Here is a 26,471-nt window from a genome sequence, read left to right as displayed (position 1 = left end):
AATAAAATGTAAAAGTCTATGACACTGATAGAAATGTTATCTAGTATAGAGGATACTAGAAAAAGACGCGGTATCCGCCATAAAATGCCTAACTTCCTGATTATGTGCCTAACAGCAATAATGTCAGGTTATACTGGTTATCGAGAAATAGGCCGTTTCCTCAAAGAAAACCAATGGGAGTTTAAAAAGTATCTAACTTTCTGTAAAGTACCTACATATGGCTCTATTAGAAGGATATTTATGGAAATTGATTTTGATGATTTTGCCCAAAAATTCAATCAGTGGACTGCCCAATTTTTACCAATGTGTCAAGGTGAAACACTTGCTGTTGATGGAAAGGCTATTGCAGGAACTATTAAAGACACTCAAAATAACTATCAGAATTTTGTTTCATTGATAAGTGTTTTTGCTTCACAAAGAGGCATTGTATTAGCTTGTGATAAATTAGAGAACAAAAAAGAATCTGAAATTTATACCGTTCAAAGACTCTTACAAGCCTTAGACATTCAAGGTGAAATAATCACTTTAGATGCCTTACATTGTCAAAAAAACTCTTGAAACTATTATAAAGTCAAAAAATGACTACATAGTACAAGTAAAAGGTAATCAAAAAAAGCTTTTTGAGCAAATAAAAGCAAATGTTGCTACAAAAAAGTATTTAATGCACACTTACCAAGAGTGTTCTTTGCTAAGAGGTCGTGATGAATTGCGTATTACCAAAGTTTATAAAAATTTAGAGGGTATTTCTCCTGAATGGTTTGGTATAAAGCGAATTATAGAAACAACACGTTATGTCAAAACAAAGAAAGGTCAGACAATAGAGATAGTTTACCATATTAGCAGTGTAGCTAAGAATAAGGCTGATTTCTTTGCTAATCACATACGTTCTCATTGGGGTATAGAAAATCGTTTGCACTGGGTGAAAGATGTACAAATGAAAGAGGACAAGAGTAAGACTAAATCAGGTAATGCTCCTGAGAATCTTTCAATAATGAGAAATATATCAATTAACCTATTTCGTCTTAATGGAAAAGACTCTATCAAGTCAGCTATGGAATGGAGTATCATTAATTTCAAAGAACTTATGAATTTAATATATTATAAATCAAACATTTGTAACTCTATGTAACAGCCCTGCCCTTTGGAGGGGGAGCGGGGGAGGTAAGTTATAACACCCCTACCCTACCCCAAACGCCCTTCACCCTAAATTACGAAAGTACACCCCTACGCCTCAGCTTTCGTTTTAATATATCTTTAACACCTCCTAAATGCCTGTTCCTCAATGTTTAATACAGTCGTTGTATACCAATCGTCCAAGATTCCTATAAGCTTCCTATAAGCTTTCTATAAGCTAAGTACACTAAACCATACCTTCAATATCTTTCTAAATCTTTCTAAAATCCTTCCAAAAACTTTCGTTTCTCCTCAAACTCCCAGCCCTTTCACTTCCCTTCCCGAGACTTTCAAAATCCCTCTGTATTATTGGCATTATTGGCATTATTGGCATTATTGGCATTATTGGCATTATTGGCATTATTGGCATTATCGGTATTATTGGCATTACCGGCATTATTGGCATTATCAAAACTCTTATAAAAGAACAAGTAACGGAAAGCATTTTTAAATTCTTCGTAAAAATTTCGTTATATTTTTTTCCAGATTACAAAATTATCCCTATCTTTGCCGATGCAAAATAAGTACATTCACTTATCAAGACTTTTATTTATTAAGAAATTAACTTTATATGACAACATTAGTAATTTTAGCAGCAGGCTTAGGAAGTCGCTTTGGGTCAGACAAGCAGTTAGAAAATATTCACAATGGCAATGCTTTGTTTGATTATGGTATTTACGACGCACTACAAGCTGGTTTCGACAATGTAGTACTCATCATCCGTCGTGAAATCGACGATTTAGCACGTCAACACTTAGAAAATCGATTCAATAATGTGCCCATTACTTATGTATATCAAGACGATTTTAACCCAAAAGGCATCGAACGTAAAAAACCTTGGGGTACAGGGCACGCTATGCTTTGTGTAAAAGAGTTTGTAAAAAACCCTTTTCTCATCATCAATGCCGATGATTACTATGGCAAAGAAGGCTTTAAATTGATGTATGAAGCGCTCAATGCTGGTAAAGAAAAAACTTTCTTCTCAGGAGGATATCTACTGAAAAACACCCTTAGTGAAAACGGAACAGTTTCACGCGGTATCTGCGAAGTAGACGCCAATCATCACCTACTCTCTATTAACGAAGCTACCAAACTGCGTAAAATTAACGAAACTACTGCCGTAGACGAAGCTACGGGCGCCGAGTATCCCCTAAGCACCTACGTATCTATGAACTTCTGGGGATTTACTCACGAAGTATTGGATATAGCCGACCGTTATTTCAAAGAATTTGTAGCCGAACATAAAGATGACCCTAAATCCGAATTTTATATCCCTATGGTAGTACAACACGCCATTAAGGATTACGGATATAAATTAGAAGTATTACCCAATCACGACAACTGGTTCGGTATGACCTATCACGAAGACCTCGCAATGGTACAAAACGAAATACAAAAACTCGTAGATAAAGGCGAGTACCCCGATAAATTCTAATAAAATGTTTAACCCGTAAGAGATAATAAGTTTTTTACTTCTTATCTCTTACCTCTTACCTAAATAAAATGAAAGAAATAGCCAATCAATTTAACTTGAAAGGAAACCTCCTTTCTGTGGAACCTTATGGCAACGGACACATCAACCGTACGTATTTGGTAAAAACCACCGATACAAATTATATCCTTCAAGGGATTAACAGCAATGTGTTCAAAACCCCCGACAGCATCATCAAAAACATCGAACTGCTTTGGGAAACTGAACCCAACAATCACATCATTCTCCCGATGATGAAAGCTAAACAAGGAGGATACTCCGTAAATGCCGAGGGCATTGTATGGCGTGTATTCCCTTTTGCAGAAGGCTATACTTCTTATGAATTCATAGAAGCTCCTTGGCAAGCCGAAAAAGCTGCCACTGCCTTTGCAACTTTTATGAAAACCTTTGCCAATATCGATACCTCTCGATTGCAGGCTACCATTCCTAATTTCCATAACGGAGATTTACGCTTCCAACAACTCGAAGATGCTTATGCTCAGGCAACACCTGCACGCAAAGACAAAGCTGAAAAGCTATACAAATTTGCGCAAAAACACAAGGTAATTTTCGACCTTATCCAAAAAGAAGTAGACGAAAAGCGCATCCCCATTCGTGTAACCCACAACGATACCAAAATCAATAACGTACTCATCAATAAATCCAATCCCGATGATTTTAGAGTAATCGACCTCGATACAGTAATGCAAGGTATCTTACTGTACGATTTCGGCGATATGGTGCGCACTTCGGTAAGTCCTACCGAAGAAAACGAAGCCGATGAAAGCAAAATTGTTTTCAATACCGAGTTCTTCGAAGCGCTCTGCAAAGGTTTTTCAGTAATGAACCCTGTGATGACTCCCTCAGAGAAAAAACATATCGTCGACGGAGCCAAATATATGATATTCATTATCGGTATCCGTTTCCTCGCCGATTATTTTAACAACGATGTGTACTTCAAAACCTCATATCCTGAGGAGAATTACATTCGTGCCCGTAACCAGTTCGTGCTCTTTCAGCGTTTGGAAGACAAAGAAAAAGAACTCAGAGCAATTGCTAAAAAGTACTTTAAATAGGTAATACAAACTTTTAGTTTGAAACTTTGCCAAAGTTGAAACCAAGCTAATTTTTAATTTAAAATCTATTTTTTTTACTATGAGAAATGTTTTTATAACCTCCCTTTTACTTATTTTGCCACTATCTACGTTTGGACAATCTCCATTCTCAGTGAAAAAAGTAGGAGAAAAAGGAAGTCCTATTTTGTTTATTCCAGGACTTGGCTGCTCTAGCGATGTCTGGCAAGAGACTGTACCTGCTCTTATCACTAACCACACTTGCTACCTGCTTACCTTAGCGGGGTTTGGAGGAATTACCCCTGTAAAGAATCCAAGTTTGGACTATTGGACAGATGCCATTATCTCCTATATCAAAAAGGAGAACATCCAAAAACCTACGATTGTAGGGCATAGCTTAGGGGGCATCCTTGCTATGAAAATAGCTGCTAAAGCCTCTGACCTACTTGATAGAATAGTGATTGTAGATGCTTTGCCTTGCTTGCCTTTGCTTTCTGATCCTAATTTTAAGATAACACCTAACAAGGATTGTTCTCCTATGATCAAGGAACTTACAGCAATGCCCAAAGAAGACTTTGAGCGTTCACAAATGGCTTCAATGATGTACTATACAACAAAGGAAGCCAAGAAGCCTACCATCGTTCAGTGGAGTGTAGCCTCAGATAGGGAGACCCTCGCCAAACTTGTGTGTGAAATCTCTAATACAGATCTCAGAGAGGAAATAAAACAGATAAAAGTGCCTGCCTTAGTGCTCTTAGAGTCCGTATTTACTTCTTCAAAAGACAACATAAGAGATCAATATCAAAATTTATCTTTGAGAGACCTTAGATATGCCAATAAAGGGCTCCACTTTATTATGTATGATGACTTTGATTGGTATTTGACTCAGCTAAAATCCTTTATAAGATAAGAAATATATTGTCTCTACAAGAATCATATCTATTAGGAATTGTCTTTGACAGCACTCCCTTTTTCCATTATATTATTTAATTAAGTAATTTCTAAACAAAACTAATAACTAAAATTAAAACTATATGAAACACTTAGAACAAAAGTTTCAAGAAGTTTTCGGTGCTCCTGCCGAAAAACAATTCTTCGCACCAGGACGTGTGAATCTCATCGGTGAACATACCGACTACAATGGCGGTAATGTGTTCCCTTGCGCTATCGACAAAGGTACTTACGGTCTCGTAAAAAAACGCAACGACCGCAAATTCCGTATGTATTCTGAAAACTTTGCTGACCTTGGCGTAATGGAGTTCACTCTCGACGAACTTACCAACGACAAAAAACACGATTGGGCTAACTACCCAAAGGGTGTGATTAAAATGTTCCTCGAAGCAGGACAAAAAATCGACTCTGGTTTCGATATTCTCTTCTCTGGGAATATCCCTAATGGCGCAGGGCTTTCTTCTTCTGCTTCTATTGAGATGCTTACCGCTATTGTGCTAAAAGACCTCTTCCACCTCTCTATCGACTCTGTGGAAATGGCACAATTAGGCAAGAAAACTGAAAACCTATTCATTGGGGTAAACTCTGGTATTATGGACCAATTTGCGGTAGCTATGGGTAAGAAAGACCACGCTATTCTCCTCGATTGTAACACTCTCAAATATGCTTATGTCCCTGTGGTACTTAAAGATGAGGTAATTGTAATTGCCAACACTAACAAACGTCGTGGTCTCGCTGATTCTAAATACAACGAACGCCGTGCCGAATGTGATGAAGCCTTAGCCGAATTGCAAACTAAATTACCTATCAAAGCCTTAGGAGAACTCTCTATTGAACAATTTGAAGCCAACAAAGACCTCATCAAGAGTCCTATTCGACAAAAAAGAGCTAAACACGCAGTATATGAAAACCAACGTACTCTTAAAGCACAAAAAGAGCTTTCAGCAGGTAATTTAGCTGAGTTTGGTAAATTAATGAACCAATCGCACATTTCTTTGCGCGACGATTATGAAGTAACTGGCGTAGAACTCGATACTTTAGCTGCCCTTGCTTGGGAACAACCTGGGGTTGTAGGTTCACGTATGACGGGAGCTGGCTTTGGCGGTTGCACTGTAAGCATCGTGAAAAAAGACAAAGTAGACGACTTCATTAAAAACGTAGGCGAGGCTTACAAAAACAAAATAGGTTATGCTGCCGATTTCTATATCGCTTCTGTAAGCGACGGCGCTAAAAAACTATAAACAAGACAAAGTATGATAACCATCAACAAAAGCCTGTTCGGTACTCACAACGGACAGGCTGTCTATCAATATACCTTACAGAACGCAAATGGCTTTCGCGTGTCTGTTTTGAACTTAGGCGGTACTATTACCGAAATAGCTGTAAAAGATAAGCACAACGTACTGAAAAACGTAGTATTAGGCTATGCGCATTTAGAAGATTACATAGGTAATGGCGCTTATAATGGAGCTACCATAGGGCGCACTTCAGGACGTATTCACAACGCTACTTTCACTATCGACGGGAAAATGTATCACCTATTTAAAAACAATGGTGAAAACTCATTACACGGCGGTAAAGAAGGTTTCAGCAGTAAACTCTTTGAAGTAAAAGAGCTCGCTAATGGCTTGGAAATGCACTACACAAGTCCTGATGGTGAAGAAGGCTACCCTGCAAAAGTAGATTTCAAAGTGATTTACACCATCACTGAAGATAACAGTCTGCACATTGCTTACGAAGCTGTTGCCGATGCTAAAACCTACCTTAATATCACCAACCACAGTTATTTCAATCTTTCAGGTGATATGGAAATGAATGGCGATACCCAAGTACTACAAATCGCTGCTGATAATATTTGTGAATTGGCAGAAGGATTGATTCCTACCGGTAATTACATAGCTGTAGGAGGTACTACTTTCGACCTCCGCAAAGGTAAAGTTATCGCTGAGGGTATTGCTGAAGGGCACCCTCAATTCAAAATCACTCGTGCCTACGACCACCCCTTTGTGCTCAACCACAGCGGACTTAAAGGTGCTCCTCAGTTGGTATTACATTCTCCTGAGAGTGGTATTACTATGGAAGCCTATACTACCCAGCGTGTGGCTGTGATTTACACTGGTAACTTTTTGGACGATGTACCTGTATTCGATAAGGTATGTACTCGCAAAGAAAAACCATCAAAAAACCCACGATTTGTAGGTGTAGCTATTGAGATGCAAGATTTCCCCGATGGCATCAATCAGCCAAAGTTTGGGGTAAAACCCTTAGAAAAAGGGGAAGTGTACAAGCAAGAAACCGTTTATAAGTTTCTTATTAAATAACAAATAGTCTTGTTAATTATTAATTGATAATTATTAATCGTGAAAGTTTATATTGAAGTAGAAAAGCTCATCAGTTATGCGGTACTTCATAACTTGGTGAAGGAAGAAGACCGTATATTGGTAACTAATGCCGTATTGGAAAGTATTGGTTGTGATAGTTATACCGAGTTTACAAAAGAAGAACAAGCTCAAATCGCTAAAGAGGTAGCCCAGATAACTTATCCTACGGAAGTACTCGACCGCTTAGTACAGTGGGCAGCTGAGAACGGCACCCTCACTACCGATACGCTTACTTTCCGCGACTTGCTAAACTCTAAGATTATGGGACAGGTATTGCCTCGTACATCGGTAATTCGCAAAGACTTTTGGCATACTTACCAAAGGAGCAAAGAGCAGGCAACCCAACAGTTTTATGAGCTCAACAAGCAAAGCAACTACATACGCACCGATAGGATTTCTAAGAACATTCTGTGGGAACACAATAGCCCTTATGGCAATTTAGAAATTACTATCAACCTTTCTAAGCCGGAGAAAGACCCTCGTGATATTGCTGCCCAAAAAGATGTGGTAGCTACTAACTACCCAAAATGTTTGCTCTGTAAAGAGAACGAAGGCTATATGGGGCGCGTAAATCACGCTGGACGCCAAAACTTGCGCACGATTAAGCTGGATTTAGCCAATGAGGAATGGTTTTTCCAATACTCCCCTTATATCTATTACAACGAGCATTGTATCGTCTTTTCGAGTGAGCATCGCCCTATGAAGATTGACAAGGCTTGCTTTGAGCACATATTGGGCTTTGTAGAGCAATTCCCTCATTACTTCCTCAGTTCTAATGCCGATTTACCTATTGTAGGAGGCTCTATCCTCTCACACGACCACTTTCAAGGTGGACGACACGTTTTCCCTATGGAAAAAGCTACCATAAAAGAACGCGTGAGCTTCAAAGGCTTTGAAGATGTAGAAGCAGGCATCGTAAATTGGCCTATGAGCGTATTGCGATTACGCGGTGAGAAAGAGCGCCTCATCGCCTTAGCCGATGTAATTTTGCAATCGTGGATAAACTACAGCGATGAATCATTAGGCATCTACTCGCATACTGAGGGTGTGCGTCACAATACGGTAAACCCTGTGGCACGTTTTAAAAACGGAAAATATGAACTTGATTTGGCTTTGCGCAACAACCGCACCGATGCCCAGCACCCTATGGGTATCTTTCACCCTTACGAACATCTGCACAATATCAAAAAAGAGAACATCGGGATTATTGAGGTGATGGGCTTAGCGATTTTACCTGGTAGGTTAAAAACTGAAATGGCGAGTATTAAAACGTTGCTTAGTGAAGCTATTACAGCTGGTAACACTTTCAGCACTGTATATACCCAAATGAACGCTGACTCTGCTTTGCAAAAACACACTCAGTGGTTGGAACGTTACGTGAGCTCCTGCCCTACTCCACTTTCCATAGAGAACTTAGATAACTTTATTAATAGGAGTATAGGTGATACTTTCTGTGAGGTTTTGGAGAATTGTGGTGTGTTCAAACATACTCCAAAAGGAGAAGAAGGGTTTAGGAGATTTGTTGCTCAGGCTCAAGTTTAGGTAAAAGGTAAAAGATAAAAGGTAAAAAAATAAAGTATATTCAAGGGACGTTTTATAAACGTCCCTTTTTTAATAAGAAAGACAATAATACCAGAAATACCGATAATGCCAGAAATAATCAACTTTGGCAAAGGTGTGAGCCACACAGGCAGTCGTAGCACGATGGGCTATTAACTTTGCCAAAGTTTGAGATAAAAAAGCGATGTATTGAGGACTGTTAGGAGGATTCGGAAGAAAACGGAATTTTTCAGAAGAGAGCTGAGAGGGATTTTGGTGAAAAAAGGGTGTAAGAAGGGTGGGGTTAGCTTATAGAGAGCTTATAGGAAGCTTATACGAATCTTGGACGATTGGTATAGAAAGAGTGTATAAGTAGTTGATTCATACTGTAATATAACAGCGCTAAAAATGTTAAAAACGGGGTTTCGAGGCGAAAAAAAAAGGAATAGGCAATAGGCCTTAGGCCATAGGCACTAGGGGATAACATCCCCCTTTACACATACTCCGCTCTCGCGGACTTCCATTCAAAGGGGGAATGTGATGGCGAAAAAGGGAAGTAATGACGAGGGACGAACGACGAATGAAGAGGGACGGGGGAGACGAATGACAAAGGAACAATAGATGAAAGATGAGGGTTTTATTTTCGTGAAAGGCAGGTCTACAAAAAATAAGAAGGGTTATAATAATATAAAGTGAGTTCGACGTAAGAAATATATAGTTAAACTTCCATTAATCAAATGAATAAACAGCTTCGCTGTTTTAAAGTCGCGCACTGATTACACGGAATACACGGATAGTCTTTCATTTGACAATTGACAATTGATAATTGACAAATGTGATGGGCACGAATTAGCAACTGCGTTGCTGGATTTACACGGATTATGATGCGAATATAATTATAATTCAGTATTTTGTTATATGGAACTGACGTTAATATACAGTAGATTTGGTTTTAGAAAAGTAACAATCTGTATATTATTTTTATTATTTTTTATATCTTTGCATTTTAAAAGTGATTTTATACGATGAAAAAACGCTTCTTACTGCTCCTTTTATTCGGTTTAATACTCTGTCTTACAAAAGTATGGGGGCAGACACACGTGTCGGGTAAAGTGATTGATGAAAACGGTAACCCCGTAGCTTATGCCAATGTGATTTTTGCAAAAACTACCATTGGAGCTTATACCGACGACCAAGGGCGGTTTTCTCTGTATTCGGAGAAAAGACAGAAGGATTTGGAAGTCTCACTTATAGGATACAACACTAGGAAAATACATTTAGACAAAGACAACACCAAAGATTTGGTAGTGGTATTGGTGGAAGGGGAATTGCTTGAAGAGGTAACAGTTGTAGCGAAACCTACTAAGGCACTTTCTAAAAAAGAGAACCCTGCCTATACCGTATTGCAAGGTATTTGGAAGAATAAAAAGAAGCGTGGACTACAAAACGCCACGGCTTATCAGTTTAAAAAACACAGTACAACGGAATTGGGGGTGAACAACCTCGATACCATCTTCTTAAAAAAGGCTTTAGGAAAGGAATATGACACTATCAGGCGTATTCTTTCTGAGAAGAAATACAAAGAGACCTTCTCTCTGCCAATGTATCTCACTGAAAAGATAGAAACGGTTTACGGCGACAATCAGTTGGGGAAAAAGCGAGTAGACATAGAAGCTGAACGTGCTCAAGGGATTGTGCAACAAGGATTTGGATTGGAACGTGTAAGTCAGTCGTTTGACGATTTTGATATTTACGACAATACTTATATGATACTGAACAAGCCCTTTGTGAGTCCGCTAGCAGAGTTTGGTTATGGCGTATATCTGTACGTGCTGAGCGATACAATTCAGAGAGACGACCGCTCGTTCTATCGCATCAACTTTTTTCCTCGTGATGACCAAGATTTAGCATTAGAGGGTAAGTTTGAAGTAGACACTAAGACCTATATAGTGAGTTCGATACAGATGCATACTACGGCTAAAACGAATATCAACTTAGTACGTGGACTTTCTTTTGAAAAATACTTTACCATTGCTAACGACAGTATTTACCTTCCTGAACACGAGATACAAGAAGGGGACTTTACTCTCCTAACGAAGAAAGACGAAGAAAAGGGATTGTATGTAAAGAACTACATCACTTTTTCGGATATTGTTCTCAACAAGCCTAAACCTGCTAATTTTTATGACGAGCAGGTGGTAAAGGTAGCGAAAAACCAGTTTTACAAAGACGATAGTTATTGGGACGCAAATACCTTAGGAGGGGCAGACCTCACTAAAACGAAAGTTTTAATTCGGAAAGTGGGGAGCAATAAACGCATCAAGATGATAGGTGATGTAACCGATATTGTGACGTCGGGCTATATTCCTATTGGCAATTATATGCAGTTTGGCAGGTTTTGGCAAACTTTCTCGAGCAACAACGTAGAGGGTTTACGGCTAAGAGCTGGCTTTCGTTCGTTCTTCTCTACCGATGACCGCTTCCGCACCTATGTATACGGAGCTTATGGGGTGAGAGACAAAGAGTTTAAATACGGTATCAGTGGTAAATACCTTATCTCTCACAGTCCGCGTATTACCTTTGGAGCAGGCTATCAGAACGACAATTTGCAATTGGGTACCTTTGTGATGCACGACGATACCAAATTAGATTTTGAAAATACTACCAACTTTATCATTGCACGTGGTGAGAACTATTATCTTACCCGCAACAGAAAAGTACAAGGTGTTATTAACTATGATATTGTGCCTAACTTGCAGTTTTCAGTATTTGGTACTTACCAAAAACTCACTTCGGCAAGCGAAGAGAACTTCCTCATTGCCTACCGTAACCCCAAGACAGGCAAGGAAATTCACGAATACGACAACTTTTATACAGGGGCACAATTTACCTTTACCCCCAACAGAAAGGTATTTGGCTATGGGGTGGAACAGCGTTATGGCAAAAAGCTCTTCCCGATGTATACCCTTAAATACTCCAAAGGCGTAGACGGTGTATTAAACAGTAAGTTTGATTACGACAAAGTACAAACGATACTCTATAAACCAATTCCGCTTTTCGGGTACGGTATTTTTCACGCTACGGTGGAAGCAGGGAAGGTATTCGGTACAGCACCTCTGATAGCACTAACCCCTACTCCTGCAAACCAATCGTATTCATCAGCTCCTAACACTTTTGCGCTTTTAGATTACTACGATTTCATTACCGACACTTATATCAATGGATATTTTGAGCATCATTTTGATGGTTTCTTGTTCAACCGCATTCCTTTTTTGCAAAAAACGCGCTTTAAGAGTTTAATATTTGGACGATTTGCTTACGGAACACTCTCTGACAAGAACAAACAAGCTAATATTACCAATATTATATTCAATTCACCTGAAAAACTGTATTGGGAATACGGATTTGGGATTGAGAACATAGGGTTAGGGAACTTTCGCTTTATACGAGTAGATTTCGTATGGCGCAACGATTTCAATGATGTGAATGGGGTGCGTAATCCTAAGTTTGGTGTACGGATTGGGATAGTACCATCGTTTTAGGTAAAAGGTAAAAGGTAAAAAGTAAAAGGTAAAAAGTAAAAGGTAAAAGGTAAAAGGTAAAAGATAAAAGATAAAAGGTAAAAGATAAAAGATAAAAGATAAAAGATAAAAGGTAAAAGATAAAAGGTAAAAGGTAAAAGGTAAAAGATAAAAGGTAAAAGGTAAAGCCAGCGAGGGCTCACAGTTAGGTATGTGAGTAAAAGGTAAAGGATAAAAGATAAAAGGTAAAATAGATACTTTGTAATGAAGCAACAAAATATAAACAACTTAGTTCGGTTAGGGGAACTGCTTTCTAAAACCGAACGATTCAACGATATTTTTGAAAAAGCAGAACAGCAGAACAGTTGGTTTACGCGTGCTAATGTAATATTTGCCTTCAAATCGTGGAGTGAAGCCCTCAGTGAAAACAATGTACAACAATGGCTGTCGCAATATCAATTACCACAAACTACTTCGCCTAAAAAAATATTGATTATAATGGCTGGTAATCTGCCTTTGGTAGGCTTCCACGATTTGTTGTGTGTATTGGTAGCAGGACATAAGGCAATAGTGAAGCTCTCCAGCGACGATGGCGTACTACTTCCCTACCTTATAAAACAGATGAAGGCTTTTACTCCTGAATGGGCAGAAGCGGTAACTTTTACAGATGATAAAGTAACTGAATACGATGCAGTAATAGCTACGGGTAGCGATAATACCGCACGCTATTTTGAGTATTACTTTGGCAAGAAACCCCATATTATAAGGAAAAACCGCCATTCAGTAGCCGTACTTACAGGTGAAGAAACACCTAAGGAATTGCAGGATTTAGGTAAAGACATCTTTTTGTATTACGGCTTGGGTTGCCGAAGTGTTTCTAAACTATTTGTACCTCAGGGTTATGATTTCGACCTATTATTTCAGGCTATCTACCCGTATAAAGACATTATTGAAGAACAAAAATACGCCAATAACTACGACTACAACAAAGCCGTTTACCTAATGAGCTTGTATAAACTACTCGAGAACGGTTTCTTACTGCTGAAAGAAGACGAACATTACGGTTCACCTATTGCGACTCTTTTCTATGAATATTACACTAATAAAGAAGCTCTAAAAAAGAAATTAGCAACCGACAGAGAAAAGATACAATGTGTAGTAGGTCATAATTTTATAGATGGTGAAATACCCTTCGGGCAAACGCAGACTCCTAAACTATGGGATTACGCCGATGGTGTAAACACGCTTACGTTTTTACTAAATTTGTAACAACTAAATTAAAAGAATTGTTCACATAGAAAAAACACAGATTAACAACCTACTAACTATAAGACACTTAAAAAATAATTTTAGCGTTTTTATAAAAAAAATGTTCAAAAATATTGCAGGTATAAAAAAAAGTAGTACTTTTGCCACCGCATTAAAGGAGAAGTAGTGCTTTAATGGTAAAATGGTCCGTTCGTCTAGGGGTTAGGACGCAAGGTTTTCATCCTTGTAACAGGGGTTCGATTCCCCTACGGACTACAAGCATATATTAAGTTTTTTGGATTAAACAATAATTTTCAAGGTCCGTTCGTCTAGGGGTTAGGACGCAAGGTTTTCATCCTTGTAACAGGGGTTCGATTCCCCTACGGACTACTAAATGCAACTATTAGAAGTATCTTCAAAAGAAAAGGTACGGCGATAAAAATAAAACTAATAAAGGAAAATGGCAAACCATAAATCAGCATTAAAGAGAATCAGAAGAAACGAAGCAGCTCGTTTACGCAATCGTTATCAACACAAGACGGCTCGTAACGCCGTGAGAAAACTACGCGCTTTGGAAAATGTAGAAGAAGCCAAAGCTCTTTTCCCTAAAGTAGTTTCGATGATTGATAAACTTGCTAAGAGAAATATTATTCACGCTAATAAAGCGGCGAATTTAAAGAGCAGTTTAGCTAAACATATTAACAAGTTAGCTAAATAGTCATTTAGGTTTTAGATTTATCACTAATAGCCAGATTTATGTAAGTAAGTCTGGCTTTGGTGTTTTCAGTAATACAAGAGGTTATGAAGTACAGATTTTATATATTATTCAGTTTATTAACGTGTTTCATTTCGTGTAATGACGACAAAGAGACTAACAAAACAAGGCAAGTGCACAAAGTTAAATCAATTGACTTTGAGGAGTTCAAATTAATAGACCTTACCCCTAAAGCTCAAGAGGATATGAAGCATTGGAAGAGTTTTCAATCGCTGATGCAGGTGATTGTTTCGATGGCTCCTGCCAAGATTAAAAACACAGATGATTTAATGCTCTCAAACCCTGATAGCCTCTTGGTGTACAGTAGACTGTACCCTATCAATTCTAAAACTGAAAACATCAATAGCTTAGTAGAACGTGATTGGCGAGCTCCCGCAGAGGCTTCGAAAGACACTGTTTTTAGGTTTGAAAAGAAAAAGAACAATGAGGTAGCCTCTTTACAATGGAGTAGATTTTTGGTAGCAAACATTCCTTATACTTTTTCTGTAGTTTTAAAAAAAATAAACTATCCAAAAGTAAACCTAAATTTCTCAGAGTCTAACACCGATGAACTATCAGCAACCTTTGCATTAGATACGCTTAACTCCTCGACAAGCAACGTAAAAAAGACCGCCCTAGAAGACGATTGGAACAGATATCAGATTACTTTTTCACCTAAAAAATCAGCTCCTTACACTATAAAACTTTCCTTAGATGAGAATGCTAAAGAGAATGACAATGTAATTCTGTATCGTTCTGTTTTAGAACTTCCTGCTAAATACTTTCACAAAGTAGGACAGTATTCGGACAAGATTGTGGGGGAACATTCGGAAGTAGAGAGCTCTTATTATTCAGTATTCTTTTGGTTGGTGCAGATAGAAGATGCCTTACGAGAATTACTCAACGATGACGCTACCTTCCCTGAAAAGATAAATGTTCCTACTGTGAAAGCACGTCTTAGACTTTTCCAAACACAGATAAAAGCTTTAGCTGACAATGTAAAGAACAATCCAGATTTTAAAGAAGAAGAGCTTAAAAGCAATATTTCGCTATTAGGACAAACGTTTAACAGTGTGATTGCGCGTATCAATAACATCTACGGAAACGACTTAGAAGAACGAATGAAGTTTATTGGTACACAAGACACCGATAGCATACTAAAGAAACCTTATTAATTTTATCATATGAAACGAATACTAATTTTATTTTTCTTTACACTGACCACACTGTATGCACAAGAGTACGAAGTAACAGGTACTGTTACTGATAGTGCTAAAGACCCATTACCTGGTGTTTCGATAATAATTAAAGGAACTATCAAAGGTACTCAAACTGATTTTGATGGTAAATACACTATCAAAGTAAAGAATGGTGATATCTTAGAGTTTTCTTACATAGGAATGAAAATCAAACAAGTGAAAGTTACTGGACAGAATATTATCAATGTAGTTTTAGAAGAAGATAATGTTACACTTCAAGAAGTGGTGGTAACAACAGGTTATGTAGGTAAACGTAATAGAAAAAAAGATAAACAAAAGAAAGCTGTTACTTATGACATTTATGAACCCTCTCGCGAAACTTATAAAGCGATAGATGAAAGTGGCTTTAAAAGTACAGCTACAGATCCCGTAACTACTTTCTCTGCCGATGTGGATAAAGCTTCCTACAGCAATGTGCGCCGTATGATCAACTATGGGCAAAAACCTGATGAAGATGCAGTACGCATAGAGGAACTTATTAATTATTTTGATTATAACTATACACCTCCAGCCGAAGGTAGTAAAGCACCTCTCAATGCTACAACAACGCTAAGTAGCTGTCCTTGGAATCCTGATAATTATTTGTTGCGCATTGGATTACAAGCAAAGAAAATAGATCTTACCAAAGCTCCACCTTCTAATATAGTGTTTCTAATAGACACCTCAGGTTCTATGGACTCACCTAACAAGATGCCGTTGCTAAAAGCATCGTTCAAATTGCTTTTGGATAATTTACGTTCAGAAGATAGGATAGCGATTGTAGTTTATGCGAGCCAAACAGGAGTTTTACTGCCTTCCACCTCAGCTAAAGAGAAGAAAAAAATATCTAAAGTGATAGACGATTTGGTAGCTAGTGGGTCTACTGCAGGAGGAGCTGGATTGCAAACCGCTTACAAAGTAGCAAAAAAGAACTTTTTGCCCAAAGGCAATAACCGTATTATCTTAGCAACCGATGGCGATTTCAATGTGGGAATTTCTTCACGTGATAAGTTGCAACGTTTGGTAGAAGAGGAACGTAACAATGGTATATACATTTCGGTATTAGGCTATGGTATGGGAAATTACCGTGATGATATGGCAGAGACTATTGCCGATAAAGGAAATGGTAACTATGCTTATATCGATAATCTTACTGAAGCCAAAAGAGTATTAGTGAATGAATTTGGCGGTACACTTTACACCGTAGCTAAAGATGTGAAATTGCAGTTAGAATTCAATCCCCAATACGTGAAAGAATACCGATTGGTAGGCTATGAAAACCGCGCCTTAGCCAATGAAGATTTTGAAGACGACAAGAAAGATGCTGGTGAAATAGGTGCTGGGCATACCGTAACTGCTTTATATGAATTGGTACCTGCCAAAGGCGCTACAACAGATGGGTTGCGCTATCAAAAACAAGTAGAAAAAGGATTTGCTAACGAATTAGCTTTCCTCAAAATACGCTACAAAGACCCTATAGTAAAAGATGCTAAAAGCGTAGAAGAAAGCACTCCTATCCCTTTTACACTTACTGAGTTCGCTAAAACAGATGATGATTACCGCTTTGCATCAGCCGTAGCTGAATGGGGAATGCTCTTAAGGAACTCTAAATATAAAGCCAAATCCTCATTCTCTCAGGTACTTGACTTGGCTAAAAACGCTATAGGTAAAGATGAGGAAGGCTACCGAAAGGAGTTTATCCGATTAGTGGAAGTTTCGGAGAAACTGAAGTAATGAGCTAATGAAAGCCTCACCTCACTTCACATACTCTGCTCTCGCAGACTTCTCCAAAGGAGAGGAAACAATTGATAAAAACGAGTATTTACGGAGCAAAATTGTTCTAATGCTAAGTTATATAATAAAATTAATCTTTATGAAGTATTCAATGACCTTAGGGATACTTTTGCTTGTAACAATTACAGCAAAATCCCAAACGCTCGCCGAGCGTATCAACGCTAAAAATGTAACTTTAATAGATGTGCGTACTCCAAAAGAATATGCCGCGGGGACTGCTGAAGGAGCCATTAATATTCCTTTGGAAGAGATGGGTGCCCGATGGCAAGAACTAAAAGGGAAAGAGAATATCGTTCTCTTTTGCCGTCGCGGTATACGCGCTGGCAAAGCACAGGACATTCTTAAAATGCACAACATTACAGCTGTGAATGGCAAAACAGTAGAACACGTAAAATCGTTACAGAAAGTAAACTTAGCCGATAAGCTCACTTTTAAGACTGATAAACCTACTACTTATTTTGTAAAAGACGGCAAGAATGTGAGACAAGTAGCCATAGCTTTAGGTGAAGGAGGAGTGCTAAAAAAACACACTACCAGTATCCCAGCAACTCTTATTATGGTGAAAGGAACTGTACGTTTTCTTATCAATGGAGAAGAAATTGTGCTCAAAGACCTCGATACCTATCAAATACCCGTAGATGTAGAACACGAAGTGATAGGAGTAGAGAAAGAAAATGTATTTATAGTTACTAAGGGGTATTAATCAATTAGCTATTTAGAAGATATATAACTTTGCCAAAACTCGTAGCACCAAAGACAATTAGAGTTTTGGCAAAGTTTTTTATTACTTTTTACCTAAAAAGCAAGGTTATCAATCAATCTTACTCCCTCGGCGTGTACTACTATAAAAGCACGGTAGTCTTTACCTGCTTCTTTTTTCGTAATAGGTTGCAAAGTATGCGCATCGGTAATGGTAAAATACTCTAAGGTGAAGTCGGGCTGTTGAGCAAAGACTCCTTTTACCCAGATTTCTACTTCAGCAGGGCTATGAGTAGCAAAACGTTCTTTGGCAGCGAGTAGAGTGCTGTAAATAATGGTAGCACGCTGTTTCATTGGCTCGCTGAGGAGAGCATTGCGGGAGCTGAGAGCCAAACCATCGGCATTGCGCACGATTGGGCAAGGAACAATGGTTACTGGCAAGCCCTTTTGTCGCACCATTTGCTGAATAATAAGCAGTTGTTGGTAATCTTTTTCACCAAAATAAGCTCTATCGGGCATTACAATCTCAAAAAGTTTTTTAACAATCGTGCCTACACCATCGAAATGACCAGGGCGAGAAGTACCTTCCATCACTTTGTCTAATCCTGCAAAGTCAAAAGGTTCAGCGACTACTTCTTCGCCATAAATATCGGCTACGGTAGGGGCAAAAATGAATATCTCTTTACTGAACTGAGCAATCTTCTGAGCATCGGCTTCTAAGGTACGCGGGTATTTCTGCAAATCGGTAGGATTGTTAAACTGCGTAGGGTTCACAAAAATGCTCACTACCACTATATCATTCTCTTGTTTAGCTTTTTTTACGAGTGATAAATGTCCGTCGTGTAAAGCGCCCATAGTGGGCACTAATCCAATCGTTTTTCCTTGATTTTTAAGGGTTTCCAATAGGTTATGGAGTTCCTTTTGGTGTGTGTAAATCATCGGTATCAAATCTTTTTTGGGTGCAAACTTATATAAAATTATGGATATGTACATAATTTTTTGTACTTTTGTGCCTTCTAAGAGCTAATTAAAATAACTAATTACTTTTTATGAAAGATAAAAAAGTACTCTACGTATCGTCGGAAGTGTTGCCTTATTCGCCCTATAGTGAGTTGGCAAAGATGTCATTTGAAGCCCCGAGAATGGTGAATAACAATGGAGGGCAGATACGTATTTTTATGCCCAAGTTTGGTAATATCAATGAGCGACGTCATCAGTTGCACGAGGTGATACGCCTTTCGGGGATGAATATTATTATCAATGATATTGATGTACCTCTGATTATTAAAGTAGCTTCTATTCCTAAGGAGCGCATACAGGTTTATTTTATTGACAACGATGAATATTTCAGGCGCACTGGCACACTCTTTGATAGGGAAAACAATATGTACCCAGACAACGATGAGCGTTGTATTTTCTTTGCTAAAGGTATTGTGGAAACTGTTAAAAAACTTAATTGGTTACCCGATATTATTCATATACACGGTTGGGCATCGGCTTTGTTGCCTCTTTACTTGCGCACCTATTATAAGGATGAACCTATCTTTTCAGAAAGTAAGATTGTTACCTCAGTATTCGATAGCGATTATGAGGGAGCTTTGGACAGTACGCTTATCAATAAAGTGGCTTTTGATGGTATTAGCAAAAAGACGGTAGACCCGCTAAAAAATCCTACTTATTACAATTTGATGCGTGTCGCTATCAAGTATTCGGATGGAGTTGTAGTGGTAAGTGAAGATATGCCTGAGGATTTCCAAACCTACCTAAAAAATCTAAGAAAGCCTGTGCTTTACAACAGTGATAAGGAAACTTTCCAAGATTCTTACCGCGAATTTTACACTAAAATATTAAAGAAATAACAAACGAATGAATAACATACAGAAGATTTTATTTTTTGCTACTATAGTAACACTTTTCAGTGCGTGCTCAAGTAATGATTTTAACGAAATAGATGGTGGACTGCTAAAAAATCCTAACTTTGACACTAATGTATTTACAGCTACTATTCAGGTAAGCCAAGTAAAAGAAAGTGCGGTACAAACTAACGGTTTAGGAGGATATTTATTAGGACAGTATAGCCAAGTTCCCTTTGGTACCAAATCGGCTACCATAGTGGCACAAGTAACATTACCAGCTGTTAATCCGACTTTTGGAACTAAAACACAAGCCTCTGAAAATAGTGAGAACAAATCAGAAAACGAAACCGTTACAGAAGCTTATCTATACATTCCTTTCTTCAATGCGAATAGTTCTAATAGCAACGCTTCTTACTCTCAAAATGTAGAATATACGTTAGATTCTATCTATGGGAATAGAGATGCGAGCTTTCAAGTGAATGTGAGAGAACTGAACTATTTTTTAAGTGATATTGATACGGATCTCAATGCTAAAATATATTATTCAAACGACTCTAATATTACAAGTAATTTAGGTGCTTCTATTGTGTCTAACACTACTAGTACTTACACTATCAGTAATAAAGCTATTACTCGCTATCAGTTTGACAACCCACAAACAAGTGAAGATGAGAGTAAAAAAGTACAAGATGTATTAGCACCAGGGTTGCGTATTCCACTAAGCACAAATTTCTTCCAAACAAAAATTATCAACAAGGAAGGCAGTAGCGAACTTGCTAACGCTAATGAATTTAAAAAATATTTTAAGGGGATAAGCGTCAGTACTTCTAACTTTTCAAAGGATTTAATGATGCTCCTAAATATGGCAAATGCAAAAATAGAGATTGTATATAGCTATGAAACTTCAGGAACGAATTCTACAACTACAGAAACACGTAAAAATCGATATGAACTTTTATTGAATGGCATTACAGTAAACTTATTTAACAATTCAGGAGAGAGTTTGACTGATAGCAGTAAAATATACCTCAGCGGAGCTTTAGGACAAACGGCTTCGATTACTATCTCAAATACAGATATTGCCAATATTAAGTCGCAAAAACTAATGGTAACCGATGCTAGTTTATTGTTATATGTGGATAATTCAGTAAGCTATACAAAAGAGCCTGAACGCCTCTTTATCTATAACACCCAAACAGGAGCTGTACTTGTAGATTATCAGTACGACCCAACATCAAATGCTGATTCGTCTACTTATTCATATCTCTATCATCTAGGAAAATTGCAAAAAGAAAACGGAAAAGGAGCTTTTTACCAATTGAGGATTACCAATCATATTTTAAATCTGGTTAATGAAATAGGGACAAATGTACCTTTAGGAATAGTAGTAGCTTCTAATATAAAAAACACTAACTCAGGAGCATATTTGAGAGACACTAATACAAAAGGCAAAATACTATCTTCAGCAGTGGTTACTCCTTTGGGTACTGTTATAAAAGATGTAAAATTGCGTATCAGCTACACTCAACCTAAATAGTGATGGATTTAAGAGATCAGTTAAAATCACTTTTTCCTGACCATATAGAAGAGGAGATACCTCAAGAAGCTCCTTCTAATATTTGGTTGCAGGATGAACCTTTACTATGCAAATACGAAAAACGCAAAGGAAAACCCGTAACCGTAATTGAGGGCTATAATGGCGCAGAAGCCGATTTTAAGATTTTGGCTAAAGAACTCAAAACGTACCTTGGCGTAGGGGGAACTGTGAAAAACGATACTATCCTCATACAAGGTGATTACCGCGACACTATTATGCAACTTCTCAAAGAAAAAGGTTTTAAGGTGAAGCGCATAGGCGGTTGAAAACAATTGACAATTCATAATTAACAATTAGTAATATGAAATTATTAGAAGGAAAAACAGCTATTATCACTGGTGCTAGTAGAGGCATTGGGCGTGGTATAGCCAAAGTATTTGCTTCCCACGGGGCAAACATTGCTTTTTCGTACAGTTCATCAGTGGATGCTGCAATGGCATTAGAGAAAGAATTAGCTACAAAAGGTGTAAAAGTAAAAGGCTACCAAAGCGATGCTTCTAACTTCGCACAGTCGCAAGAATTTGTAGATGCCGTAGTAGCCGAATTTGGCACAGTTGATATTCTAGTAAACAACGCAGGTATCACTAAAGACAACCTACTGATGCGCATTAGTGAAGAAGATTTTGATAAGGTAATAGAAGTAAATCTCAAATCAGTGTTTAATATGACCAAAGCGGTACAACGCATTATGCTTAAACAACGTAAAGGTTCTATTATCAATATGAGTAGTGTGGTGGGCGTGAAAGGCAATGCTGGACAGTCAAACTATGCAGCTTCTAAAGCGGGAATTATCGGCTTTACCAAATCGATTGCCTTAGAGTTAGGTTCTCGAAATATCCGTTGCAATGCTATCGCTCCAGGCTTTATAGAAACCGAAATGACGGCTGTACTTGACGAAAAAGTAGTACAAAGCTGGCGTGATGCTATCCCTCTAAAACGTGGCGGACAACCCGAAGACGTAGCGAATGCTTGTGTGTTTTTAGCCTCTGAAATGTCGGCTTACATCACAGGACAAGTGCTCAATGTTGATGGAGGAATGCTCACATAATTTTGTTATATCAGAAAAACTTTTTACTTTTGCCGAATGTTAATAAAAAAATATATCATCATCGGTCTTCTGACTGTGCTCTTTACTTCGTGTGGAGAGTATCAAAAGGCCTTGAAATCAAAAGAAGGAAGCGTAAAATACACTGAGGCTGAAAAGCTATATAAGGCTAAAAAATATAAAAAAGCGACACGCCTTTTTGAACAAATAGCTTCAGAATATGCGGGTAAGCCACAAGGAGAACGTATTTATTATATGTTTGGAGATTCTTACTATCAGCTAAAACAATACAGTTTGGCGTCTTATCAGTTTGAACGACTTCAGAAATTATATCCTCGTAGCGAGAAAGCTACAGAGTCGGCTTTCCTAGAAGCAAAATCGCTTTACTTGGAAACTCCTAAATATAGTGTAGACCAAACTTATACTTATCAGGCTCTTGAGAAATTACAGTACTTTTTGGATAGATACTCTGATAGTGAATATGCTAAAGAAGCTAACGAGCTAGCCTTAGACTTAGTAACTCGCTTAGAGAAAAAAGAGTTTGAAATAGCTAAACAATACGACCAAATACGCGACTATCAAGCAGCAATGAAGTCGTTAGACAACTTTTTGACCAATAACCCAGGTAGTGTCTTTAGAGAAGATGCGTTATACACGCGTTTGCATTCAGCTTACGAGTGGGCTATCAATAGTATAGAGACTAAAAAAGAGGAACGCCTCAATACCGCTAAAGAAGCTTACGACAACTTATTGCGTGCCTATCCTGAAACTAAATACAAGAAGGAAGCAGAGAATATGCTTGCTAAAATAAACACATCATTAAAAAGTTTTATATCACAAAAATAACTACATTATGGATTTTAAGAAAATAGATGCTCCTACCACTACTGTTACTTATAACAAATCGGCTATAGAAGCACCTACGGGTAATATTTATGAAGCTATTTCTATTATTGCTAAGAGAGCTAACCAAATAAATGCGGAAATTAAAAAGGAATTGGTAGAAAAATTAGAAGCTTTCGCTACTAATAATGATAGCTTGGAGGAAATCTTTGAGAATAAAGAGCAAATAGAGGTATCTCGCTTTTATGAGCGGCTGCCTAAACCACAAGCTATTGCTGTAAAAGAATGGCTTGAAGGTAAGATTTATTACCGTGAGGCCGAATAGAATTGGGTATTTATAGATTATTTGTTAGGCTTTAAGCAGTAAGCATCCGCTTGCCGTTTAGAGCCTTTTTTAATTATATTTCTAAATTATGAATATAGTACTTGGTATCACTGCGGGTATAGCGGCTTATAAAACACCTCAATTAGTGCGCTTGCTCACCAAAAATGGGCACAATGTAAAAGTAATTCTCACTGAGAATGCAAAAGAGTTTGTAACACCTCTTACCCTTAGTACAGTATCTAAAAACCCTGTACTCACAAGTTTTTCCTCTCCAGAGGGCAATTGGCATAGCCACGTGGAGCTAGCACTCTGGGCAGATGCGATGCTCATCGCTCCTGCTACTGCCAATACGGTTGCTAAAATGGCACACGGCGTATGCGATAATCTGCTGTTGGCGACTTATTTTTCAGCGAAAACTCCCGTGTTTGTCGCTCCTGCAATGGATTTAGATATGTACGCTCACCCTACGGTTGCCGAGAATTTAGCAAAATTAGCATCCTATGGTAATCATATCATTCCTGCTACTTATGGTGAACTTGCTAGCGGACTTGTAGGGCAAGGGCGTATGGCTGAGCCCGAAGATATAGTGCTGTTTATAGAGAACACACTCTCCGAAAATCTTCCTCTTAAGGGTAAAAAAATACTTATCACAGCAGGGCCTACTTATGAGGCTATCGACCCCGTACGTTTTATAGGAAACTTTTCTTCTGGCAAAATGGGGATTGCCCTTGCTAATGAAGCCATACGACAAGGAGCTGAGGTGCATTTGGTATTAGGTCCCTCTTCCGAAAAGAATATTCACTCACAAATTCACTTGCATCGGGTGGTAAGCGCTCAGCAAATGTATGAAGCTGCTGTAACCGAATTCCCTACTTGTGATATCGCTATCCTTGCCGCTGCTGTAGCTGACTATATGCCTGAAACTGTAGCCTCCGAAAAAATTAAAAAGAAAGGCGGTAATCTCAGTCTAACCTTAGTGCCTACGGTCGATATATTGGCATCTTTAGGGAAAATCAAAACTACTCAGACGCTTATTGGATTTGCCTTAGAAACTGAAAATGAAGTTGCCAATGCCCAAACTAAATTGAAGAAAAAGAATTTAGATGCTATTGTACTCAACTCCTTGCGCGATGCAGGAGCAGGCTTTGGTACCGATACTAATAAAGTTACTTTTATTACTAAAGAAACACAAATCAGTTTTCCTTTAAAAAGCAAAAAAGAAGTCGCTAAAGATATTTTAACACAGATATTTGGCATTCTTATAGAAAAGTAATATCTTTGTATTTTCAATCTTATAAAAATATAAATAAATGAAAGCATACATCTTCCCTGGTCAAGGAGCCCAATTTGTAGGTATGGGGCTTGACTTATATGAAAAATCTGCTGAAGCCAAAGCTCTTTTTGAAGTGGCTAATGGTATTCTTGGATTCTCCATTACTGATATAATGTTTAGCGGTACTGATGAAGACCTCAAACAAACCAAAGTTACCCAACCTGCTATCTTCTTGCACTCAGTAATCCTTAGCAAAGTACTCGGTAAAAATTTTGCTCCTCAAATGGTTGCAGGACATTCATTAGGTGAATTTTCCGCTTTAGTAGCCAATGAAGCCCTCTCATTTGAAGATGGTTTGGAATTAGTAGCCAAACGTGCTACCGCTATGCAAAAGGCTTGCGAATTACAACCTGGTACAATGGCTGCCGTATTAGGCTTAGACGATAGTAAGGTTGAAGAACTTTGTGCAACAGTTGATGGAATTGTAACCCCTGCCAACTATAATTGCCCAGGTCAGTTGGTGATTTCAGGCGAACTTAAAGCGGTAGAAGCTGCTTGCGAAAAAATGAAAGAAGCAGGTGCTAAGCGTGCTCTTGTCCTTCCCGTAGGTGGTGCATTCCACTCAGTACTGATGAAACCTGCCGAAGAAGAACTAGCAACAGCGATTGAGCAAACAACTTTCCACAAACCGTTATGCCCTGTATACCAAAATGTAACCACTACAGCCGTAAGCAATGAAAACGCTATCAAAACCAACCTTATCAAGCAACTTACCGCCCCTGTGAAATGGACTCAAAGTGTAGAACAAATGATAGCCGATGGCGCTACCGAATTTATTGAAGTGGGACCTGGCAAAGTACTACAAGGCTTGGTAAAGAAAATAAACAAAGAGGCAGTGGTAGCTTCGGCAGAAATATGATACAAGTAGAAAATTTACATAAATCTTTTAACGGAACTGAAGTGCTCAAAGGTATTTCTACTACTTTTGAAAAAGGTAAAACGAATCTGATTATCGGGCAAAGTGGTTCAGGGAAAACAGTGTTTCTCAAATCACTTTTAGGCCTTTTTACCCCCGATTCAGGTGACATTATCTACGATGGGGTTAAGTACGCTGATATGAAACGCAAAGAACGAGTAGCCTTGCGTCAAAAAATGGGAATGGTATTCCAAGGTAGTGCCTTATTCGACTCTATGACGGTGCTCGAGAATGTGATGTTCCCTTTGAAGATGTTTTCTCAAAAAACACCTGAAGAAATACGCGAGCGTGCTAATATAGTATTGAGCCGTGTAAACCTAGTAAATGCCGATGATAAATTACCATCAGAAATTTCTGGAGGTATGCAGAAACGAGTAGCTATTGCTCGCGCTATCGTAAACCAACCCAACTACTTGTTTTGCGATGAACCTAACTCAGGGCTCGACCCTAAGACCTCTATTGTGATAGACAACCTCATTCAGGAAATTACCGAAGAATTTAATATCACTACCGTAATCAATACTCACGATATGAACTCAGTAATGGAAATAGGGGCTAAGATTGTATTCCTAAAAAATGGTTATAAAGAATGGGAAGGCTCTAAAGAAACTATTTTCCGCACCGATAACGAAGCAGTTACTGACTTTGTATATTCATCAGAGCTGTTTAAGAAGGTAAGAAAAGCTTATTTAGAAGAACACGAGGATTAGATTA

The 26,471-nt window shown here is 38.3% G+C and carries 23 protein-coding genes, 2 tRNA genes and 1 pseudogene; 24 read left to right on the top strand and 2 right to left on the bottom strand.

Going from position 1 to position 26,471, the window contains the following annotated elements:
• Positions 1-18 precede the first annotated feature (18 nt).
• Positions 19-1,129, top strand: a pseudogene (locus tag ACSQ7D_RS06495) (ISAs1 family transposase).
• Positions 1,130-1,463: 334 nt separating this feature from the next.
• On the opposite strand, the gene ACSQ7D_RS06490 reads toward ACSQ7D_RS06495, so the two are convergent.
• Positions 1,464-1,604: a hypothetical protein gene (locus ACSQ7D_RS06490; RefSeq protein WP_437135698.1), complete on the bottom strand. Its 141-nt coding sequence runs from the start codon at positions 1,602-1,604 to the stop codon at positions 1,464-1,466.
• Positions 1,605-1,744: 140 nt separating this feature from the next.
• On the opposite strand from ACSQ7D_RS06490, the gene ACSQ7D_RS06485 reads away from it, so the two are divergent.
• The 14 genes from ACSQ7D_RS06485 to ACSQ7D_RS06420 all read left to right on the top strand — a co-directional run bounded on the left by ACSQ7D_RS06485 (position 1,745) and on the right by ACSQ7D_RS06420 (position 17,846).
• Complete coding sequence (locus ACSQ7D_RS06485; protein WP_178958471.1) at positions 1,745-2,608, top strand: nucleotidyltransferase family protein; 864 nt, start codon at positions 1,745-1,747, stop codon at positions 2,606-2,608.
• A 68-nt stretch (positions 2,609-2,676) separates the two neighbouring features.
• Positions 2,677-3,720, top strand: a complete 1,044-nt coding sequence (locus tag ACSQ7D_RS06480) for a phosphotransferase enzyme family protein (RefSeq protein WP_437135697.1) — start codon at positions 2,677-2,679, stop codon at positions 3,718-3,720.
• 79 nt (positions 3,721-3,799) lie between these two features.
• The gene (locus tag ACSQ7D_RS06475) at positions 3,800-4,627 is read left to right on the top strand and encodes an alpha/beta fold hydrolase (RefSeq protein ID WP_128090927.1); all 828 of its coding nucleotides are present in this window, start codon (positions 3,800-3,802) and stop codon (positions 4,625-4,627) included.
• Between the two features lie 124 nt (positions 4,628-4,751).
• A complete protein-coding gene (locus tag ACSQ7D_RS06470; RefSeq protein ID WP_178958469.1) occupies positions 4,752-5,909 on the top strand; it encodes a galactokinase in 1,158 nt (385 codons plus the stop codon).
• A gap of 12 nt (positions 5,910-5,921) precedes the next feature.
• Positions 5,922-6,989, top strand: coding sequence for an aldose epimerase family protein (locus ACSQ7D_RS06465; RefSeq protein WP_437135696.1), 1,068 nt, complete (start codon positions 5,922-5,924; stop codon positions 6,987-6,989).
• A 39-nt stretch (positions 6,990-7,028) separates the two neighbouring features.
• Positions 7,029-8,591: a UDP-glucose--hexose-1-phosphate uridylyltransferase gene (locus ACSQ7D_RS06460; protein WP_437135695.1), complete on the top strand. Its 1,563-nt coding sequence runs from the start codon at positions 7,029-7,031 to the stop codon at positions 8,589-8,591.
• Positions 8,592-9,613: 1,022 nt separating this feature from the next.
• Positions 9,614-12,130: a DUF5686 family protein gene (locus tag ACSQ7D_RS06455; RefSeq protein WP_437135694.1), complete on the top strand. Its 2,517-nt coding sequence runs from the start codon at positions 9,614-9,616 to the stop codon at positions 12,128-12,130.
• A 243-nt stretch (positions 12,131-12,373) separates the two neighbouring features.
• Complete coding sequence (locus ACSQ7D_RS06450; protein WP_437135693.1) at positions 12,374-13,378, top strand: acyl-CoA reductase; 1,005 nt, start codon at positions 12,374-12,376, stop codon at positions 13,376-13,378.
• 183 nt (positions 13,379-13,561) lie between these two features.
• A tRNA-Glu gene (locus ACSQ7D_RS06445) sits at positions 13,562-13,633 on the top strand.
• Positions 13,634-13,675: 42 nt separating this feature from the next.
• Positions 13,676-13,747, top strand: a tRNA-Glu gene (locus ACSQ7D_RS06440).
• A 70-nt stretch (positions 13,748-13,817) separates the two neighbouring features.
• Positions 13,818-14,075: a 30S ribosomal protein S20 gene (gene rpsT / locus ACSQ7D_RS06435; RefSeq protein ID WP_002670974.1), complete on the top strand. Its 258-nt coding sequence runs from the start codon at positions 13,818-13,820 to the stop codon at positions 14,073-14,075.
• A gap of 83 nt (positions 14,076-14,158) precedes the next feature.
• Positions 14,159-15,286 carry a hypothetical protein gene (locus ACSQ7D_RS06430; protein WP_437135692.1) on the top strand — a complete coding sequence of 376 codons (1,128 nt, stop codon included), beginning with the start codon at positions 14,159-14,161 and terminating at the stop codon, positions 15,284-15,286.
• 9 nt (positions 15,287-15,295) lie between these two features.
• Entirely contained in the window at positions 15,296-17,083 is a 1,788-nt protein-coding gene (locus ACSQ7D_RS06425; protein ID WP_437135691.1) for a YfbK domain-containing protein, read from the top strand.
• A gap of 139 nt (positions 17,084-17,222) precedes the next feature.
• Positions 17,223-17,846, top strand: coding sequence for a rhodanese-like domain-containing protein (locus ACSQ7D_RS06420; RefSeq protein WP_308766005.1), 624 nt, complete (start codon positions 17,223-17,225; stop codon positions 17,844-17,846).
• 92 nt (positions 17,847-17,938) lie between these two features.
• Here the strand turns inward: ACSQ7D_RS06420 and panC are convergent, their stop codons facing one another.
• Positions 17,939-18,835, bottom strand: coding sequence for a pantoate--beta-alanine ligase (gene panC / locus ACSQ7D_RS06415; RefSeq protein ID WP_437135690.1), 897 nt, complete (start codon positions 18,833-18,835; stop codon positions 17,939-17,941).
• Between the two features lie 56 nt (positions 18,836-18,891).
• Here panC and ACSQ7D_RS06410 point away from each other — a divergent pair, with 56 nt between their 5' ends.
• The 9 genes from ACSQ7D_RS06410 to ACSQ7D_RS06370 all read left to right on the top strand — a co-directional run bounded on the left by ACSQ7D_RS06410 (position 18,892) and on the right by ACSQ7D_RS06370 (position 26,467).
• A complete protein-coding gene (locus ACSQ7D_RS06410; protein WP_009421288.1) occupies positions 18,892-19,701 on the top strand; it encodes a glycogen/starch synthase in 810 nt (269 codons plus the stop codon).
• Between the two features lie 7 nt (positions 19,702-19,708).
• Positions 19,709-21,235 (top strand): DUF4270 domain-containing protein, encoded by a 1,527-nt coding sequence (locus ACSQ7D_RS06405; protein WP_437135689.1) that lies wholly within the window; start codon positions 19,709-19,711, stop codon positions 21,233-21,235.
• A 2-nt stretch (positions 21,236-21,237) separates the two neighbouring features.
• Positions 21,238-21,561 carry a translation initiation factor gene (locus tag ACSQ7D_RS06400; RefSeq protein WP_009420691.1) on the top strand — a complete coding sequence of 108 codons (324 nt, stop codon included), beginning with the start codon at positions 21,238-21,240 and terminating at the stop codon, positions 21,559-21,561.
• 35 nt (positions 21,562-21,596) lie between these two features.
• A complete protein-coding gene (gene fabG, locus ACSQ7D_RS06395; RefSeq protein WP_437135688.1) occupies positions 21,597-22,343 on the top strand; it encodes a 3-oxoacyl-[acyl-carrier-protein] reductase in 747 nt (248 codons plus the stop codon).
• A 36-nt stretch (positions 22,344-22,379) separates the two neighbouring features.
• The gene (locus ACSQ7D_RS06390; protein ID WP_437135687.1) at positions 22,380-23,186 is read left to right on the top strand and encodes an outer membrane protein assembly factor BamD; all 807 of its coding nucleotides are present in this window, start codon (positions 22,380-22,382) and stop codon (positions 23,184-23,186) included.
• Positions 23,187-23,193: 7 nt separating this feature from the next.
• A complete protein-coding gene (locus tag ACSQ7D_RS06385) occupies positions 23,194-23,508 on the top strand; it encodes a DNA-directed RNA polymerase subunit omega (protein ID WP_002670957.1) in 315 nt (104 codons plus the stop codon).
• Between the two features lie 88 nt (positions 23,509-23,596).
• Positions 23,597-24,781: a bifunctional phosphopantothenoylcysteine decarboxylase/phosphopantothenate--cysteine ligase CoaBC gene (gene coaBC, locus ACSQ7D_RS06380; RefSeq protein WP_437135686.1), complete on the top strand. Its 1,185-nt coding sequence runs from the start codon at positions 23,597-23,599 to the stop codon at positions 24,779-24,781.
• Between the two features lie 37 nt (positions 24,782-24,818).
• Positions 24,819-25,700 (top strand): ACP S-malonyltransferase, encoded by an 882-nt coding sequence (gene fabD / locus ACSQ7D_RS06375; protein WP_437135685.1) that lies wholly within the window; start codon positions 24,819-24,821, stop codon positions 25,698-25,700.
• Entirely contained in the window at positions 25,697-26,467 is a 771-nt protein-coding gene (locus tag ACSQ7D_RS06370) for an ABC transporter ATP-binding protein (RefSeq protein WP_009420696.1), read from the top strand. Before fabD ends, ACSQ7D_RS06370 begins: the two co-directional genes overlap by 4 nt.
• The last annotated feature ends 4 nt before the right edge of the window (positions 26,468-26,471 follow it).

The organism is Capnocytophaga sp. G1920 (assembly GCF_051417515.1).
Note: the sequence above shows the minus strand (reverse complement) of the source record. Positions and strands in the feature narration are given on the sequence as shown.